This window comes from Roseburia faecis (assembly GCF_001406815.1).
GTDB lineage: Bacteria > Bacillota > Clostridia > Lachnospirales > Lachnospiraceae > Roseburia > Roseburia faecis.
In genome coordinates, this window is the sequence record NZ_CVRR01000093.1 from 1 (window position 1) to 16,804 (window position 16,804).

The 16,804-nt window shown below is 37.3% G+C and carries 18 protein-coding genes and 3 pseudogenes; 7 read left to right on the forward strand and 14 right to left on the reverse strand.

Annotated elements, in window-relative coordinates; translation table 11 throughout:
• From M72_RS15595 to M72_RS15610, 5 genes are all read right to left on the reverse strand, one after another.
• The coding region (locus tag M72_RS15595; protein ID WP_055068860.1) for a LytR/AlgR family response regulator transcription factor at positions 1-507 on the reverse strand (507 nt) is incomplete at its 3' end.
• 371 nt (positions 508-878) lie between these two features.
• On the reverse strand, positions 879-1,463 hold the full coding sequence (locus M72_RS15600) for an accessory gene regulator B family protein (RefSeq protein WP_055068861.1): 585 nt from the start codon (positions 1,461-1,463) through the stop codon (positions 879-881).
• 14 nt (positions 1,464-1,477) lie between these two features.
• On the reverse strand, positions 1,478-1,642 hold the full coding sequence (locus tag M72_RS16620; protein ID WP_005602854.1) for a cyclic lactone autoinducer peptide: 165 nt from the start codon (positions 1,640-1,642) through the stop codon (positions 1,478-1,480).
• 103 nt (positions 1,643-1,745) lie between these two features.
• On the reverse strand, positions 1,746-3,032 hold the full coding sequence (locus M72_RS15605; protein WP_005602855.1) for a GHKL domain-containing protein: 1,287 nt from the start codon (positions 3,030-3,032) through the stop codon (positions 1,746-1,748).
• A 2-nt stretch (positions 3,033-3,034) separates the two neighbouring features.
• Positions 3,035-3,619, reverse strand: coding sequence for a LytR/AlgR family response regulator transcription factor (locus tag M72_RS15610; protein ID WP_314733833.1), 585 nt, complete (start codon positions 3,617-3,619; stop codon positions 3,035-3,037).
• 200 nt (positions 3,620-3,819) lie between these two features.
• Between M72_RS15610 and M72_RS15615 the strand changes: the two genes are divergently transcribed.
• Positions 3,820-5,136 carry an IS110 family RNA-guided transposase gene (locus M72_RS15615; RefSeq protein WP_055068863.1) on the forward strand — a complete coding sequence of 439 codons (1,317 nt, stop codon included), beginning with the start codon at positions 3,820-3,822 and terminating at the stop codon, positions 5,134-5,136.
• 188 nt (positions 5,137-5,324) lie between these two features.
• On the opposite strand, the gene M72_RS15620 is transcribed toward M72_RS15615, so the two are convergent.
• The 4 genes and pseudogenes from M72_RS15620 to M72_RS17420 all read right to left on the reverse strand — a co-directional run.
• Positions 5,325-6,098, reverse strand: coding sequence for a DUF6033 family protein (locus tag M72_RS15620; RefSeq protein WP_006859485.1), 774 nt, complete (start codon positions 6,096-6,098; stop codon positions 5,325-5,327).
• Between the two features lie 112 nt (positions 6,099-6,210).
• Positions 6,211-6,327 carry a cyclic lactone autoinducer peptide gene (locus tag M72_RS15625; protein WP_015560929.1) on the reverse strand — a complete coding sequence of 39 codons (117 nt, stop codon included), beginning with the start codon at positions 6,325-6,327 and terminating at the stop codon, positions 6,211-6,213.
• 346 nt (positions 6,328-6,673) lie between these two features.
• Positions 6,674-7,045 (reverse strand): annotated as a pseudogene (locus M72_RS15630) (methyl-accepting chemotaxis protein); the annotation flags it as partial.
• A gap of 526 nt (positions 7,046-7,571) precedes the next feature.
• Positions 7,572-7,823, reverse strand: a pseudogene (locus M72_RS17420) (IS110 family RNA-guided transposase); the annotation flags it as partial.
• Positions 7,824-8,086: 263 nt separating this feature from the next.
• On the opposite strand from M72_RS17420, the gene M72_RS15635 reads away from it, so the two are divergent.
• From M72_RS15635 to M72_RS15660, 6 genes are read left to right on the forward strand one after another with little or no spacing between them, the layout of a single operon-like run.
• Positions 8,087-8,581 carry a class I SAM-dependent methyltransferase gene (locus M72_RS15635; protein ID WP_055068864.1) on the forward strand — a complete coding sequence of 165 codons (495 nt, stop codon included), beginning with the start codon at positions 8,087-8,089 and terminating at the stop codon, positions 8,579-8,581.
• Between the two features lie 8 nt (positions 8,582-8,589).
• Positions 8,590-9,126 (forward strand): class I SAM-dependent DNA methyltransferase, encoded by a 537-nt coding sequence (locus tag M72_RS15640; protein ID WP_261291855.1) that lies wholly within the window; start codon positions 8,590-8,592, stop codon positions 9,124-9,126.
• Positions 9,127-9,128: 2 nt separating this feature from the next.
• Positions 9,129-9,449 (forward strand): pyrophosphohydrolase domain-containing protein, encoded by a 321-nt coding sequence (locus M72_RS15645; RefSeq protein WP_006859479.1) that lies wholly within the window; start codon positions 9,129-9,131, stop codon positions 9,447-9,449.
• On the forward strand, positions 9,446-9,964 hold the full coding sequence (locus M72_RS15650; protein ID WP_006859478.1) for an SLOG cluster 4 domain-containing protein: 519 nt from the start codon (positions 9,446-9,448) through the stop codon (positions 9,962-9,964). The genes M72_RS15645 and M72_RS15650 overlap by 4 nt, the downstream gene beginning before the upstream one ends.
• Positions 9,965-9,975: 11 nt before the next feature.
• Positions 9,976-10,878 carry a DUF1848 domain-containing protein gene (locus M72_RS15655; RefSeq protein WP_015560924.1) on the forward strand — a complete coding sequence of 301 codons (903 nt, stop codon included), beginning with the start codon at positions 9,976-9,978 and terminating at the stop codon, positions 10,876-10,878.
• Positions 10,879-10,899: 21 nt separating this feature from the next.
• Positions 10,900-12,087: an MFS transporter gene (locus M72_RS15660; RefSeq protein ID WP_015560923.1), complete on the forward strand. Its 1,188-nt coding sequence runs from the start codon at positions 10,900-10,902 to the stop codon at positions 12,085-12,087.
• 194 nt (positions 12,088-12,281) lie between these two features.
• Here the strand turns inward: M72_RS15660 and M72_RS15665 are convergent.
• From M72_RS15665 to M72_RS15685, 5 genes and pseudogenes are all read right to left on the reverse strand, one after another.
• Positions 12,282-13,934 (reverse strand): annotated as a pseudogene (locus tag M72_RS15665) (recombinase family protein).
• 116 nt (positions 13,935-14,050) lie between these two features.
• The gene (locus tag M72_RS15670; protein ID WP_082413944.1) at positions 14,051-14,971 is read right to left on the reverse strand and encodes a DUF6674 family protein; all 921 of its coding nucleotides are present in this window, start codon (positions 14,969-14,971) and stop codon (positions 14,051-14,053) included.
• 60 nt (positions 14,972-15,031) lie between these two features.
• A complete protein-coding gene (locus M72_RS15675) occupies positions 15,032-15,721 on the reverse strand; it encodes a SpoVG family protein (protein ID WP_055068865.1) in 690 nt (229 codons plus the stop codon).
• 3 nt (positions 15,722-15,724) lie between these two features.
• Positions 15,725-16,189: a hypothetical protein gene (locus tag M72_RS15680; protein WP_015521653.1), complete on the reverse strand. Its 465-nt coding sequence runs from the start codon at positions 16,187-16,189 to the stop codon at positions 15,725-15,727.
• Entirely contained in the window at positions 16,182-16,799 is a 618-nt protein-coding gene (locus M72_RS15685) for a class D sortase (RefSeq protein WP_015521654.1), read from the reverse strand. Before M72_RS15685 ends, M72_RS15680 begins: the two co-directional genes overlap by 8 nt.
• Positions 16,800-16,804: the final 5 nt, after the last annotated feature.

Below are 16,804 nucleotides of genomic sequence, written 5' to 3' on the forward strand. Positions count from 1 at the left end.
CAATGCTATCAGTACTTTTCTGGATCTTTTTATGTATTCAAAATATAAAATATCCCTCAGTTTCAGTTTGATCGACAGATACCCTTTTCCATTGCTATCAGTCACTTTATAAAAATTCTTTTCTACTATGGCGTCCGGCAGTTGATTCAGAAGTTCCAATATCTGCAATTCCAATTTATCATATTCCAGTGGTTTACATAGAAATGAAAATGCATGAACTTCGTTAATGACCTGCATACAATATTCTTCATAACTCGTAATATACACTAATTTCACATCTGGAAATTTTTCTTTCAATTTTCTCCCCAGTTTAATACCATTCAGTTCTTCCATCGAAATATCTAAAATTCCGATATCAATACGACTGATATTTTCAAGCATTTGATTTGCAGACATAAATTTCTCTATATGATAAGCAATCTTTTGACTTGTAAAAATCTTATGCAGCATATTCACTGCACACTCAAGATCTGCTATATCGTCATCACAAACAGCAATTTCCAGCATATTATTCACCTTCTTCCTATCTTCCTACTATATCGGTAATTTTTATCTTTCCATTAAATAAATATAAAGCACTCCGCATATTATCTAAATAAATATCATATATATAGAAAATGTGCCATCATCTTGACGGCACATTTTTCATTGTTGATTTTGCTGTCAAAAAATCAATTATACAGACGATTACAAATACTATTGATAACTTTTTTACTACTTCACCATAACCATATCATTTTTCCTACTTTTTTCAATATATCTTGCACGAAGTACGATTTTTTCAACACAAAATACGACAAAACGTAAATTTCTCCCCATCTTAGCCAATCTTATGTAAAAGCAGTCACAAATTTAATATATCATTTTAAGAGGATTTTCTATTGCACATATCGTTTCACTGCAATCTTTCCCATAACCATAAATACTGCTACCAGGACTATACTTACATACCCAGCATAAAAATAATCTTGCAGATCCAGACAAAACAAAATGATAAGAACACATACCTGCAATGCCGTTATGCAATGTGTTACCCTTGCATAATACTTTCTTTCTTCCTCATCAAGAGGTTTATTGATACTTTCCACTGGGGCAAGGACAATAATAATTACCACTGCAAGAACTCCGATCAATAAAATCACGGCATTAGGAACATTTTTCATTACAGGCTCATATGTATAAACCGGAATAAATAAAATTGCCATTGATATCAAAAAACAGCCGATTCTACTCTTACAGTGGCTGCCCCCACTATAGCTTCTCAACGAGGCATAAAATAACAGGAAGACCAGAACAAGTCCCGGTCTCCCCGTCACAATGCCAAATATTCCAGAAGCCAAAAGGTTTCCTGCAACAACAATGCCATTTTCTATCCCATATTGGTACAGTTCTGCATCCTCTTTTTGCACAATCTCCTTTTGTATCAATATTTCATTTATCTTCTTTGCAAATTTAGCAATCATACCCTGTTACCACCTTAAAATTTTCTAAGTTTTTTCGCATTATCCGGTAACTTGTCCTGTCCGAAAATAAACCAGCAGCAACGGTTCATATTGGTTGCAGTTACCGTAAGGGCAAGTGCTGCCACGCTGGTTAATGCTCCATGACTGAGTCGGTTCATCAATCTTCTTAATTTTGACATATATGTATGTCCTCCTTTGCATTTGATGAATGCACTATATCATACTTTACAGGAAAATGCGGCAAAGTGTAACAGATTGACATTTAAGTGTAACGCTTTGCATTTATTCCTTCACTTCAATTCCATAGAGCATTGCTGAAACCTCAAATATATCCCCTTTATCTGTAAAACTTACCGTTCCATTGTATTTTTCTACCACTTTGCGGACACTCTGAACACCATGCCCATGTCGGATATTATCTTTCTTGGTTGTTTTCAGGCTTTTATTTTTCTTTCCTGTTTTGCTGTTTGTTATTACAAGAAGCAAAATCCCCGACTGGTACTTATTTTCAATCTTTACAAAACGCTGTTCCTCCGGCACCTTGCTACAGGCTTCTACCGCATTATCCACAAGATTTCCATACAATACACCTATATCCCCATGATCAAGCTGCATCTTCTTTGGAATACGAATAGATGTTTCTACTTTTATCCCCCTTGCCTTTGCCCTGCCAAATTTAATGCGGAGCACAGAATCTACGATTGGATTATCAGAATACTGCTTTTCATCTATCTGCTCAAATTCTATGCACATCGCACCGATTTTCTCTGAAAGTTCATGCCCATCACTATTTTCCAACAGATGATACAGTTCATGCAATTTATGTTTCATATCGTGCTTTAACTTCTGCACTTCCTTATTCTGTTTTTCTGCTTCTTCATAATAGATGTCTTTATAGTGCATTTCTTCCCTGTACATTGCATCCTCATACTGTTTTTGCACAAGATAATTAAAACGTTCCATCATATACAGCATAAAATAATCTGTCAGGACAATGGAAATTACAATACTGGCACACATAAGCAGGCTTTTTTCACTGCCAGCTTCCAATGACAAAAGAATAACAAAGCAGCAGTTCAACACCGTAAAGGCAAATACCATAACAAGCACACCCAAAATTTCTTTCGGAAAATCAGCAATCTGCATCCCTTTCTTTGAAATCAATTTTGACAGAATATACATCACATTTCCACGAACAAAGCTGCATATTACCATTACAAAATAATATTTATAACTTTCTCCCATATGAAAATTCATAGCATGGAGTAACAGCAAGGCTACAGGTTCAAACAGCATTCCAATACCCATGAATGTCACAATATTTATAATTCTCGTCCACATTCCTGATTCATAATAAAATGATAACAGTATAAGCACAATCAAAAGAGTCGCAAGATTCAGATACGGATTTTTTATGCTACTGACAAATGTCCATATAATTGCAGCAATGGTAAATCCAGCCCATATCCATACCTTTGATACTGGTTTCATTTTCTTATTGGAATGAAAATAATACATAAACACTGCCAGATCAAACAGGCTGATGGCAAAGCGTATCACATATTCCATCCTTAAACCATCCTCCTTACAAACTCCATATGTTTTTCTTTTAAATTCTGCTTATGGGAGCGGGCAATCAGAAGTCTTTCTTCATTGTCCATCACTACTTCATCTCCATCAATCGCCCTGATATGCCCAAGATTGATGATATATGATACATGAATATGGGCAAAGACCTTATCATCAAGCTGTTTCCATATTTCTTCAGTTGTCATATTTGCCTTGAAATTTTCTGAGATCGTATGTATCACTGCCTGACGACCTTTCTTCTCAAAATACACAATATCATCGCAGCTAATACGAAACTGATTTTTTCGGAACTGAAAGACAAAGTCACGCTTTATCATATGAAGATACTGCATGGCTTTTAAAAGGACGGACTCCAGCTTTTCCACTGTAATCGGTTTAGAAATATAGTCAAAGGTAATAACCTCAAAAACATCCATAACATACTGCGTATATCCAGTCAGGAATACAAACAATGCTTTGGCATCTATTTTCCGGATTTCTTTTGCAAGCTGCAAACCATTCATCTCCGGCATTTCAATGTCAAATATATACAGATGATAGACACTAGATAAAACATAAGGTATTATCTCTTAGGATAGGACAAAGAATGTTCACCTCCTTGGGAAGTCACTTCTGTGACTGATACCTGCAATAAAGTCAATTAGTCCATTCGACAGGGTTTTATGTTTTAGCTGGTTGGGAGCCTGAAGGCCATACCCGAATAACACGCTAGGTTGTGTACCTGCCAGATTGGAAATGGATTCCTATCAGAAAGGGGCTATCGCTCATGTCAAACAAAGTTATTTTTAATCTTGATGAACTATTCATCTCTGTTGGTATTGATGTCGGTGCTGATTTCTCATGGATGTCTATAGCACTTCCAAACCAACAATTCGTAGGAAAACCTTACAAAATCCTACATAACAGTATTGATTCCCTTACAACCGCTGTTTCTAAAATAAAAGAAGCAGAAGAGTTGTATTCTTTGGAAAGTCGCATTTTCCTCGAATCCACGGGAATTTATCATTACCCACTCTTCTGCTATCTTCGTGATAAGGGTTTTAACTGCTCGGTTATTAATCCTATCATCACTAAGAATAGCACAAATATCAACATACGAAAAGTACATAATGATCGTTTTGATTCTAAAAAAGCTGCTTTGGTTGGTTTGAAACCTGATTTAAAGGTTTCACTTATGCCTTCAGATCTTGCTCTAAACTGCCGTAACCTATGCCGTGAATACTACGATTTAATGGATAATCGCAGTGCCTATGTGAATAAGCTTCAGGGTGAATTACGCATGGCGTTTCCACAGTATCTTGGCATCTTTTCCAAGGTTACTATCAACACTTCTCTTACATTATTGGAGACTTATACCTCTCCATCAGCTTTTCTTAAAGCAGACAAACAAGAGATTATTGATATCATCAAATCCACAGCTCGATTTGGGCTTACATATGCTCAAAATAAGTATAATGCCATAATTCAGGCGGCAACTGATGCAAATCAGTTTGGTTACATCATAGACAGCAACATCAAGCGTATTCGCCTTTATATCAGCTTCATACGTAAATATGATGAAGAAATCAACAGCATTCTTGAATCACTCCACGAGCTTGTTGATGCTAATGAAGATTCTGACTTTGTCAAGCAGATTCATTTGATTGAAACTTTCAAAGGTGCTGGTTTCTTGTCTGCTGTATCCATTATGGGTGAGATCGGTGACTTTTCAGCATTTTCAAAGCCCAAACAACTTTTCGCTTATTTTGGTCTTGATCCATCAGTAAAGCAATCCGGTAAATTTGAAGGCACCAAGGTTCAAATGTCTAAGCGTGGTTCTGCCATAGCTAGACGTGTTATTCACACGTTAACATTACAAAGCATCAGTATCTCCCGTAATAGAGAAGCTAAAAATCCAGTTCTTCGTGAGTACTACCTCAAAAAATGTGACTCAAAACCAAAGCTCGTAGCAATGGGAGCTGTTTCACATAAGGTATGCAATATGATATTTGCAATACTCAGAGATAACAAACCATTCAAAATCATTGCTCCTCAGGAGCATATCAAACAATACAATTCTGCTAAATGCGACATAGCTGCATAAAATACTATGAACCCAATGAATCAATATCTTTCAAAAAACGATATTTTCACCAAGGGGAAAGTCCGCCCTTTTTTAGTCAGAAAATAAAATAGATTTTTTCTCATTTAACTATTGACATTTATTAGCTGGACTTTCAGCGCATAATATTATATATCGATTATTATAAGTTGATATAGTCAGTAAAGTCCTCAATTATCAATTGTACTTTTTATTATGTTTTCATTAAAAGTATTGGCAATATTTTCATAAGCAGCTATGGCAACCGCCCTATCTACTTCCGATAATACATTAACAGCCGATATATTATCATTAAAAGCCGCATCTTTTTTACTCTTTTGCATATTAATCTCTTCTATCTGTCTGCGCTTTTCTGCCGCCTCCTCACTGCGCTCTAAATATTGTCTACGCCGTTTAGCCTTCTCTTCATCTTCAGCTTTCATTTGCGCCTCTATCTTTGCTTTTTTTTCTGGTGAAACATCTCCACAAACATAATAGTGTGCAGTTCCATCCGGGTGAATAACCATACCATAAGATTGAATCTCAAACCCCCCGACTGCCATCTGCGCCTTCACAGTTGACTGCGAAGCAAAAAAATCCTGTATCATCTTTTCGTAATAAGCTGCTTTTTTGGGATCATTTGCCATTGTTTCCAAAACATTGGGTGCAATCACAATATTATTCATCCCATATGTCCCCGTCCCCAATGAATCCATACTCTTTTGATCACTTCCAACATTTTGGATCATTATATTCCCATACTTAGCCTTTAAATATTCAGTGTAGGTATCTACTTTTGAAACACTATTTTCATTTGGCTTCTGTACTTTCTCTGTATTATCACCCTCTTTAGCAGATAAAATCTTATTGAAATCTAAATGATTGGCTTGCCCTGTCGTCTTATTCTGTTGATACCTATAATTCTGATTATAAGCATTAACTGAATTTTCAATGCCTAATCCCATATTAACTCCTTTCCACGGTTCTTCTGTCAGTCAGAACCGTACCTGCTCTCTCCATCCGAAGCCCAAGCAGTAACCTTTAATTGATTTATTGGAATAACAGCTCTTTTACATTCTATGGCATTTTAGGCTGATAACCAATAAACAAACATGCTGAGTCTGCTTCCTTTTTGGCATTAACATATGCTGCTTTTGCAAGTAATCTCAGTGCTACATCATTAAGCTTTTTCATATTTGAAAACCTCCTTATTTTTCTTTTTTATCGACAAGTATCTTACAACATTTCACCTTTTCTGCACGAAGTAAGATTTTTTTGCACGAAGTAAGACTTTTTTATTCAAAAAAGCATAAAGTTATTCTTATTATAAAAAACTCATGACCTATATTTCAGCTCAAGAAAACTCAACATATACTTCATATTTCATCTATTAAACGACGCATTGTTTCTATATTTTTATTATAAATAACCATATAACCGAACTAAAAGTAAAAAACATTTTCTTGCCCAAAACAGAAAAGTGGACGATTATTCTTTAACTGTGTAAAAAACAACCATCCACTAAAAACTCTGTCTATTCTTATTGTCTTAATTTGAATACCGAAACCATACCGCTAAGTGTTGTAGCCTGAGCTGTAAGTTCTTCACTCGTCGCTGATGTTTCCTGTGCCGCAGCCGAATTATTCTGAACAACTTCAGCAATTCTTTCTGCGGTTACCTCTACCTGTTCCATACTGTCTGCCTGTTCAATGGAAATTTCTTTTATTTTTTTCGCACTGTCTGCAATCGCCTGTATACCATCCACAACTTCTCTCAATGAAGTTGAGGCTTTCTCTGCATACATATTTCCATCTCCAACCTCATGAATAGCTGCTTCAATAAGTGCTTTTGAATCCACCGCTGATTTTGCACTCTGTTCTGCAAGGTTTCTGATCTGATCCGCAACAACAGCAAAACCTTTACCACAATGTCAAGTGGTAAATTCAAAAAGGTCAAACACCATCAAAGAAAGCTATCTTTCGTAGTGCTTGCCCTATTTTCACCTTATTTTTATTCATGTTTTCTGTCTTGTATTGTTCGAGCGAGAGAATTGTAATATATTTTGTGAAGGTGCGAAATGGACTATATGACATTGAAAGTGGGTGCCGAGAAATAGGGCATGACATCTCACATGGTGTGTCGGCGGGCGTATTCCCGGCGCTGTGAAGATGGCTGGTGCTTGGCTGATTCCAAAAACTGCGGAGAATCCAACAGATCGGCGCTATAAGCCATTAGGAAAACCTTAATAATCTCATGTAAATCATAGAGAATGAAAACTTTATATCGGTTATACTTAATCAAATAGAGACTCAAAAAGTCCAGCTAATAAATGTCAATAGATAAATGAAAAATATTTTTCCTCTAAAAAAGGGTAGACTTTCCCCTTGGTGAAAATATTATTTTTCAAAAAGATATTGATTCGTTGGATTTGCAGTATTTTATGCGGCTATGTCGCATTTAGCAGCATTGTATTGTTTGATGTGCTCCTGTGGCGTAATGATTTCAAAAGACTTGCTATCTCTGAGTATTGCATAGATTATGTTGCGTACTTTATGGGAAACGGCACCCATTGCTACAAGCTTTGGTTTTGAACTGCATTTTTTGAGGTAATAATCGCGAAGCACCGGATTCTTGGCAGCTCCTGTACGGGATGTACTGATACTTTGTAAAGTCAGTGTATGAATTACCCGTGCCGTAGATTTAATCGTATCAATAATCTCTAGTGAAAATATATATGCCCTCTTACGAACAATAACAAATTCTCTAGTGAAACTCAACAGGTACAAGGTAATACTTTACAGAGTGGTTTTAAACTTCGGGACAATCTGCCCCGAAGTCCAAAGAAAAATGTGTATCGTGCATATTGAATCTCTACATAGGAAGTTGTAAAATACATATATCGACAGCTACTTACTATTTTTTTGTGTATTTTGGGTAATAAGGGGGAATTTTTATGTTTGATAGTTCTGATGTTCAATCTGTATTTTCAGGTAATATAGCCGAAGAATGGGAGAAAAAGTCACGCTATATTAACAGCCTTAACGGTAATGATAATATGATGATTCCTACAATCAAGAAATATATAACCTCAACATCAAAGATTTTGGAAGTTGGTTGTGGGACTGGAAAATTGTTAAGTCAGATTGACGCACTAACTTTTGGCATTGAATTAACTGGAGTTGAAATGAGTAGCGATATGCTCCAGCAAATAGATACATTAAGATTTAAAAATCCTGTTCGGTTAATAAATGATAGTGTAGAAAATTTTATTGATGACAATAAATATGACATTATCGTAATGAAACAGGTATTACATCATATTGTATCAAGAGAGCAAGTTTTGAAAAAATTAGCTGGTTACTTAAATCCAAATGGAGTCATTATTATAATGACACCAAATGACGGTTATCAGAAAAGCATTTTGCCGTTTAATCCTATGATGAGTTAGCAAAGACAATACTTTCATATTATGACAAGTCTATGGATAAAAAATCTATCTTAGAATTAGGTGTAGGAACAGGAGTATTAGGAGAACGTGTAAAAAGTCTTGTGCCAAGCACAGAAATTGACGGCTTAGATATATCTTCGGAAATGTTGAAAAGATCAAAAGAAAAGGCAGTATATAATCATTTGTATTTAGGGAGTGCAGATGAACATTTATATACCGAACAATATGCTTTTGTATATTCAGCATTTATGTTCCATAGCGTAAAAGGGCAGGACATTCTTCTCTCAAAAATTGCAGAGTGTTTAGTCAACGGTGGAATGTTTATACTTGTGGATTTGATTCCAAATATGAAGATATTAGCTAATAACGCAGATTTTAATGCACATAGTATAAAGTATGAACATGGCGCCCCTGCTATGTATAAGACTTGTGCGGAAATGGTTGACTTAATCGAAAGTTCTCCTTTTGAACTTGTCGAATTGAAAAAATTAGGAATTAGTAAAGACTATAATCATTATTTATTCGCATTGAGAAAGGGGAAGTAAAAATGGAGCAGCTTTTAGAAAAAGTAAGATTATTACACATACAAAATGATTTTAAGAATAACGGTGGGGAAGATAAGTATTTTAGAATGGCGTTGCTTATGGAAGAATTAGGCGAGATTTGTGACGCTCTCACAAAGCAAAAACCTAATTTTAAAGAAGAACACGCCGATTTACTGATTTTGTTATTAGGAAATTGTGTGGCATACGATATTGATATTATTAAATTAACATCAGAAAAGTTAGATAGGCTTTTGAAAATGAAAGCGAGAACAGACGGAAACGGTCATAGCCGTTTGATTACTGAGTTGGAGGAGAAAGAATGAAAATTATGATAGCCGGAGCATGGGACGAAACAAATGAAAACTTGTTGTCCTCAGCGTTTCAAATTGCTAAAGTTGCCGCCGAAAAAAAACATATAATAATTACTGGCGGAGGAACAGGAATCCCTAATTCTGCTACGCATGGAGCATTAGCTGTAAACGGAATAAGTATTGCATATAGTAATGAGGGGCATTGTGAAGGCGGACATGAACCAGCTACTTTTCGCGTGGCGACTGAAATGGGTTGGGACGGGCGAAGTGTATTGGCTGTAAAGTCCAGCGACCTTCTTATTGTTATAGGTGGGTGTAATGGCACATTAAACGAAATAACCCTTGCATACCTTAATAATATACCTATATGGGTTTTGGAAGATAGCAGCGAAATGATTTGTCGTTTAAAAAATTTTCTATATGAGGGAAAATATATTGATAAACGGAAAAATGTTGAAATCGAGTTTTTTAATTCAGCGCAAAGTATGATTGAAAAACTCAATTCCAAAAATATTTTACAAAACTAGAGGAGAAAGAAATGATATTATCCGTGTCAAGGAGAACGGATATTCCGGGCTGCTATCCAGAATGGTTTATGAATCGGTTGCGTGACAAATATGTTATGACTAGGAATCCGATGAATTTTCATCAGGTTAGCCAGATAAATCTTTCGCCAGATTTTATTGAGTGTATTGTTTTTTGGACTAAAAATGCAGTACCATTTATGGACTATTTAGAGGAATTAAATCGTATGGGATATATGTATATGTTCCAGTACACCATTACCCCATACGATAATACTCTTGAAAAGAATATATCTGATAAAAGCGACATTATAAAAAATGTATTGGAATTATCCGAAAAAATCGAAAAAAAACGAATCGTATGGAGATATGATCCTATTTTACTTAATGATACTTATACTGTAAATCGGCATATTGAACTATTTGAAGAAATGTGTAGTTTGTTATATACGGCAGTAAATCATGTTGTTATTAGCTTTATTGATTTATACCAGAAAAATAGAGGATATAGGTTATACGAATTAAGTACAGATGAAATAACACATCTTGCACAAGCGTTTGGAGAAATAGGCGCAAAGTATAAACTTCCGATAAAGACTTGTTGCGAAAATTATGATTTGACGAAATTTGGAATAACTAAAGGTGCTTGTATTGACAGTGTTCTATTAGAAGAAATCTGTAATCGCCCATTACTATTAAAAAAGGCGACTGGACAAAGAAAAAACTGTCTTTGTGCAGAAAGTGTTGATATAGGTGCTTATCATACCTGTTTGAATGGGTGCATATATTGCTATGCTACCGATTATAAACGACTGAAAACTAAACAAAAGTGTTATGATAAAAATAGTCAAATTCTATGCGACAAATTGGATTTTGGCAAAGATATTATAAAAGTACGCAAAATGAAAAAGTTATAAATTTAGAGGGAGAGGTGGAAAATGAAAGATAAAAGTTTAACGCGTGTTTCAGTCTTTCTTACCAGTCAAATAATCTCCTTATTTGGCTCTGCCATAGTGTCTTATTCTATTGTTTGGTATATAACACTAAAAACATCATCAACAATGGCTCTTGCAATATCTATAGTTTGTACTTATATGCCGCAGATTGTTATTTCTATGTTTTCAGGAACGTGGGGGGATAAATTCAACAAAAAAAATCTAATTATAATAGGCGATACGATTACTGGTATTTCTACATTGATACTAGCAATTTTATTTATAAATGGTTTTGATTCATTATACCTACTATACGGTGCTTGTGCGTTGAGATCGGTTGGTTCAGGAATACAAACACCATTAGAACACGCCTTTTTACCGCTGATTTGCCCTGAAGAAAAATTAACAAAAATAAATGGAATCTATGCTACTGCTTCATCAGCAATCAATATTTTATCTCCTGCTATGGCAGGTGTTTTATTAAATGTAATGGATTTTGGACATACCCTCTTTATTGACTGTATCACAGCACTATTGGCGATTATTGTACTATTAAAGCTAAAATATAAGAACACAATAAGTTCTAACAAGGATACAAGTACACTGTCTGATTTTTTGGAGGGAGTAAAATATTTCAAGCAGCACATTTTCTTAGGAAGATTGATTTTATTTTATTTGCTTTTTTATTTCTTTATGTCAGCACCAGCTTTTTTAACGCCAGTATTGGTAAATCTTAAATTTAGCAGTAGTGTTAATGCTTTGGCAATCAATGAATTTGTATGGTCATTAGGAACTATGTTAGGCGGGATTTTGATTTGTTCTTTTAAAGAGTTTAATAAACTAAAATTCATGGCAATATCAGCATTGCTTTTTGGAGGTTTTATTTGTCTTTTAGGGGCGTCAAATATTTTTAGTATATATATTCTTTTTATGCTATGCTCAGGAATATCTCTTCCTTTGTTCAATACATCAAATACTGTTTTAATACAAGAAAATGTAAAAAAAGAGATGTTAGGACGCGTTTTTGCTAACTTAAATATATTATCTACAATTTCTACGACAATAGGAATTACTGTTTTCGGAATAATAGGTAATACAATTTCCGTTGATATTCTTTTGATTTTAGTTGGAGCATTTATAGCAATATTGTCTATTTGGATATGGAAAATTTATCGTGAAAACAAAGTGTAGCACAAAAAACACTTCGAGCCATCCTGCCCCGAAGTGTTTTTTGTTACGAAATAAATTAGAAATTCAAGAAAAGAGATAGTCTACTATTTATCATGCAAAAAAGGTACTCGCTATAGAGCGTTTACGTTTTCCAAGCAAGTGTTCCGTAAATAAAAATCCCCATCCCTCGTTAATTGAGAGATGGGGATTCACTATTATACAATAATTTCCGGTATTTCTCCGACAAAGTTATAAATGATTCTGACTTCCTGTACTTTCTGTCCGTCAATTTTCTTGACTTCACTCACCAGAATCTTGCTGATGAGTCGGTTCAACACCGCTTCGTCCAGTTCCTCAATGGTTGCATAGCGCCGGATTTCTTTGATGAAGGTGCGGACCTCATTTTCCTGTTCGTCAGAGTGGCGCATCATCAACATCAGGTCTTGCAGGCGCTTCTGGTTGGCTTCCTGCTCCTGTTCCAGCGTTGCTGTCAGCTTCATAAAACGCTGCTCAGTCAGGATTCCTTTCGCCTTATCGGTATATAGGCTCAGGAACATCCCGTCAATTTCCTGATTCCTGCTTTCCAGCCGCTGACATTCCTTCTGTGTCTGGGAAGCATCTAGCAGATACCGCCGTTCCATCCGACTGCTCAGCCGCTGATAAAAAGCATCGGCATCTTTGAATGCAGTCTTTGCCAGTTCCTGAATATCTTTCAGCACAAGGTTATATAAATCTCTGGCTTCAATCTTGTGGCTGGTGCAGGCATTCTTGCCCAGCCGGTTGTAGGTCTAGCAAATATAATACGCCTTATCAATCGGCTCCCGAATCTCGCCGGTAAAACGGTTCTTTCCGGTTCTTCCAACCTTTTCATACCGCACCTGCATGGATTTTCCACAGGTCGCACAGTAAATGATGCCGTGGAACAGATTGTAAAAAGGACAGGAATTGCCTTTCATAATAGTTGGTCTACGGTCAATGATTTCCCGTACCTGCTCCCATTCTTCCGGGGATATGATTGCTTCATGGCAATCCTCGATAATTTCCCAATCCTCACGAGGGATAATGTCATAGGTGTTGGAGCGAATCCCTTTCTGATGTGTCCGGCAGACCAGATGTGCGCCCTTATAAAAAGGGTTTCGCAGGATATGGCTGATTCTTGCACTTCCCCATGAATAGTAATTCACGTCACATTCTGTGTTGCTCTTTACTCTGGTAATCGGGACTTTATCATCCATAAGCTGCTTTGCGATCCGCATACAGCCCCATCCATCCAGCGCCATATCATAGATTTTGCGAATCACCGGCGCAGTTTCCGGGTCAAGGATCAAATGCCCCTTATCCTCCGGGTCACGCATCAAGCCGAGAGGCGGTTGTCCGCCGCAAAATTTTCCCTGTCTGGAACGGGTCATACGCCCTGCCAGCACCTTTTTGGAAATATCCCGGCTGTACATATCGTTCAGGATATTCTTAAAAGGTGTAATGTCCATTTCCTGACGGGTCAGACTGTCCACTCCGTCTGTAATGGCAATATATCGTACATTGTGCTTTGGAAAAAAGATTTCAATATAGCTGCCAGCTTCAATATAATTTCTGCCCAGTCTGGACAGATCTTTGGTGATGACGCAGCCGATCTTTCCCGCCTCAATATCAGCAATCATGCGCTGAAAAGAAGGACGGTTGAAGTTACGGCCTGTATAACCGTCATCTACATAATACTCATACTGGAACATCCCGTTTTTTTCGGCAAAGTCCCGGAGCATAAGTTTCTGGTTGCTGATGCTCATGCTTTCATTATCGCCGCCATCCTCCAGAGAGATACGGCAGTAAAGAGCTGTGATTTTCTGATTAACTTGTTTTTTCCTGCTCATAGTGTTCTTCCATTCATTTCAAAAAATAAGTTCGATTGGAATATTATAACATATACATCCAAATTTTTCTACTTTAACAAGGCGTACCACCATTTCTGATGATACGCCTTTATTATTTATCTAACTTTATCTTCACTAACCTTTGGCAGAGCCTTTCCTGCCTTTTCCTGCTTTCCCTCTGATGTCTTTCTAGCCTCAAATGCATCTGCATTATACTGATACTCCTGTGGTTCAGCGACCATCGGTGCGTATACAATCTCTGCTTCCACTCTCTCAGCTTCTGCCATCTCCGGCTCTGTCTGTTCCTGTGCTTTCGCATTCTCCATATGCTTTTCCTTATCAAGTTGCACATTCATAGCGAGATTATCCAGCTTATCAATAGATGCATCCAAATGAAGTTTCATTGATACAAGCATCTTTTTCACTGCTTTCATCGGAGCAAGTACTGCCTTTGTAATTGGATGTTTCTGCTCTTTCTGAGAATAATCTACCTCCGGTTTGTCAGCAAAAGTACGGAATGCATTAGCTGCTGTCTGCCCGGCTTCACGAAATTCTTTTGCAAGAAGTGCTGTCTTTGCTATATCCTTATCCGTGGTCTTAATTGCGCCCCTTACATTTTCCCGGATATCAAGAAGCCTTTTCTTAATTCCTAAGAACTCCGACACCCTGTATAATGCAGTTCTTCCCTTTGCCTTTCCTTCATCAACTACGCTCTTTGCTGTAGATTTGACCTGTGCTTTCACTTCCAATACCTGCGACTTTATCTGCTCACGTCTGGTATTAAGTCGCTCCTGTGCTTCCGACAATGCCTTTTTAGCATTATTGACAAGTGTATCTTCCTGCATTTCTTTGATCTGGTTCTGCATATTGGTTAGTTCTTCCGTCATGGAATCAATCTTTTTCTCCAGTCCATCCACATAGCTGCATATCTCAAATACATCATTTGCCTGCTCTTTCATGGCATTTTTCTTTAATAATTCGAGAAGTTCCCTTATGACCTCCTCATTGGTAAGTGTTTTTCCTGCTTCCATATCCATTCTGTTTCCTCCATTCTGTAAATGGGGCAGCCTTGGCCGCCCCTGTTCTCCGATTGCTAATTATCGAAAGGGTGTTGCCTCTTTGTCCTTCTCTTTATCGGGATTGCCATGATGTTTCTCAGCACTCTCCCTAGCTTTTTCATTGCTCTTATCCTTTGCTTTCTCATATTCCGAGATAATCTCATTATAGAGTTTTTCCCTGAAATCCTTTGTGACCGGATAGCAAACATCCTGGTAAATAGGCTTACCCTGCTCATCCACCTGCTTTGTTTTATAAGAAGGCATTGATACAAAGATTTTCTCTTTGCCTTGCACGATATTGATGTTATTTACGATGAAACTGTTTTCAAAATAAATGCGTGCAAGTCCCTTGATGTTACTGCCTTCCCTCTCATAAGGTGTCACAGTTACGGAAAACTCAGGCATTTCCTGTATTCTGTCCCGCTTCTGTGTCTCCTCTTTCTCCGGTTCCCTGATTCTTGCATAGGCATCAAGGATATTGGTATAGAGTTCCTCACGAAACTCTGCTGTGATAGGATTGCACACATCCTTATAAATCACACCATTGCTTTCATCACGCTCATTGGAGCGGTATCTAGGCATTGATACAAAAAGCTCTCCCTTGTCCTTATTCTCAAGGATTGCAATATTGGTAATCTTAAATGAATCACCAAATACTACTGTTGCAAATCCCTTGATATTGCTGCCCTCTTTTGCCCTTACTTCGTTTACTTTAATTGAATACTTCATATGCTATTCCTCGCTCTCTTTTTGTTCTTTGTTTTGCTTTGGTATGATAAGCTCACACCAAAGCTGTTCTATCTGTTCACAAGACAATCTGCCATTTAACCAGTTGCCAAGTGTAACGACCATTCCGTCCTGCTCATAGTATAATGAGTCAGCAGGAAAGGATGCTTGCATACTTTCACCTGACTCATTAACGACAGAAGCATCGCTTCTGGAGTAGCCCGTTTCAATGTTCCCCTCATACACGATAGTCACATCAAAATCAGGCATAAATAATCCTTCCTCTGCATCCCATACACAGGCTATTCCCTGTCTGAGTGTCAGATTCAGGCTTTCGACATACACAGACCAGCCGCTTACGACTATCTGAAAGTCATCATCAATCTCTGCAATATCATCCTCGATGTCGATTAGCTCTTCCATTTCTGATACTGCCTCTTCTATATCACCAAGTCGGTATCTCTTATTCATCCATCACCGCCTCCTTATAAATGCACCTGACCACAAAACGCATGGTCCCTTTCTGGGAACAGGTAAAAAGAGTTAATTCTTTTTCTGTACCCTGTGTCTTGATGCTGTTATCATACGGATTTACTACCTCTGTCTCTGTTACCTCATAGATGTGCCTCAGTCCATTTTTGTCGGTTATCATCACTTCATCGCCTATGGATATCTGACTTAGTGGTGTAAAAAATGTGCCATATCTGCTGCCATTGTGACCGCATAACACACAGTTGCCACTCTCACCGATTCCTGCAGTCTCTTCTATATGACCAATCCCTGCATTAAGCACTTTACTTGTGGTTCCTTCCATTACCGGATACCTGATATCTAACCCCGGTATCTCAATGATGCCGATAACACCGCCTTCTTTAAGAATGGCTTCATCCTCTTCACTAATGGAGGTTTGCTCTTCCTCCACATCTGTTTCTTCATCGTAATCATCCTCCAATGTCTGCTCAAATTCACTTATGAGCTGTTCTGTCTGTTTTTCTCCGGTTGCCCGCCAGAAAAAAGGGACTGCCATAATGGCAATCCCTGCTGTAATCAGTAGTCCTGCGACCACTTTTCTTATGCTCATATTAC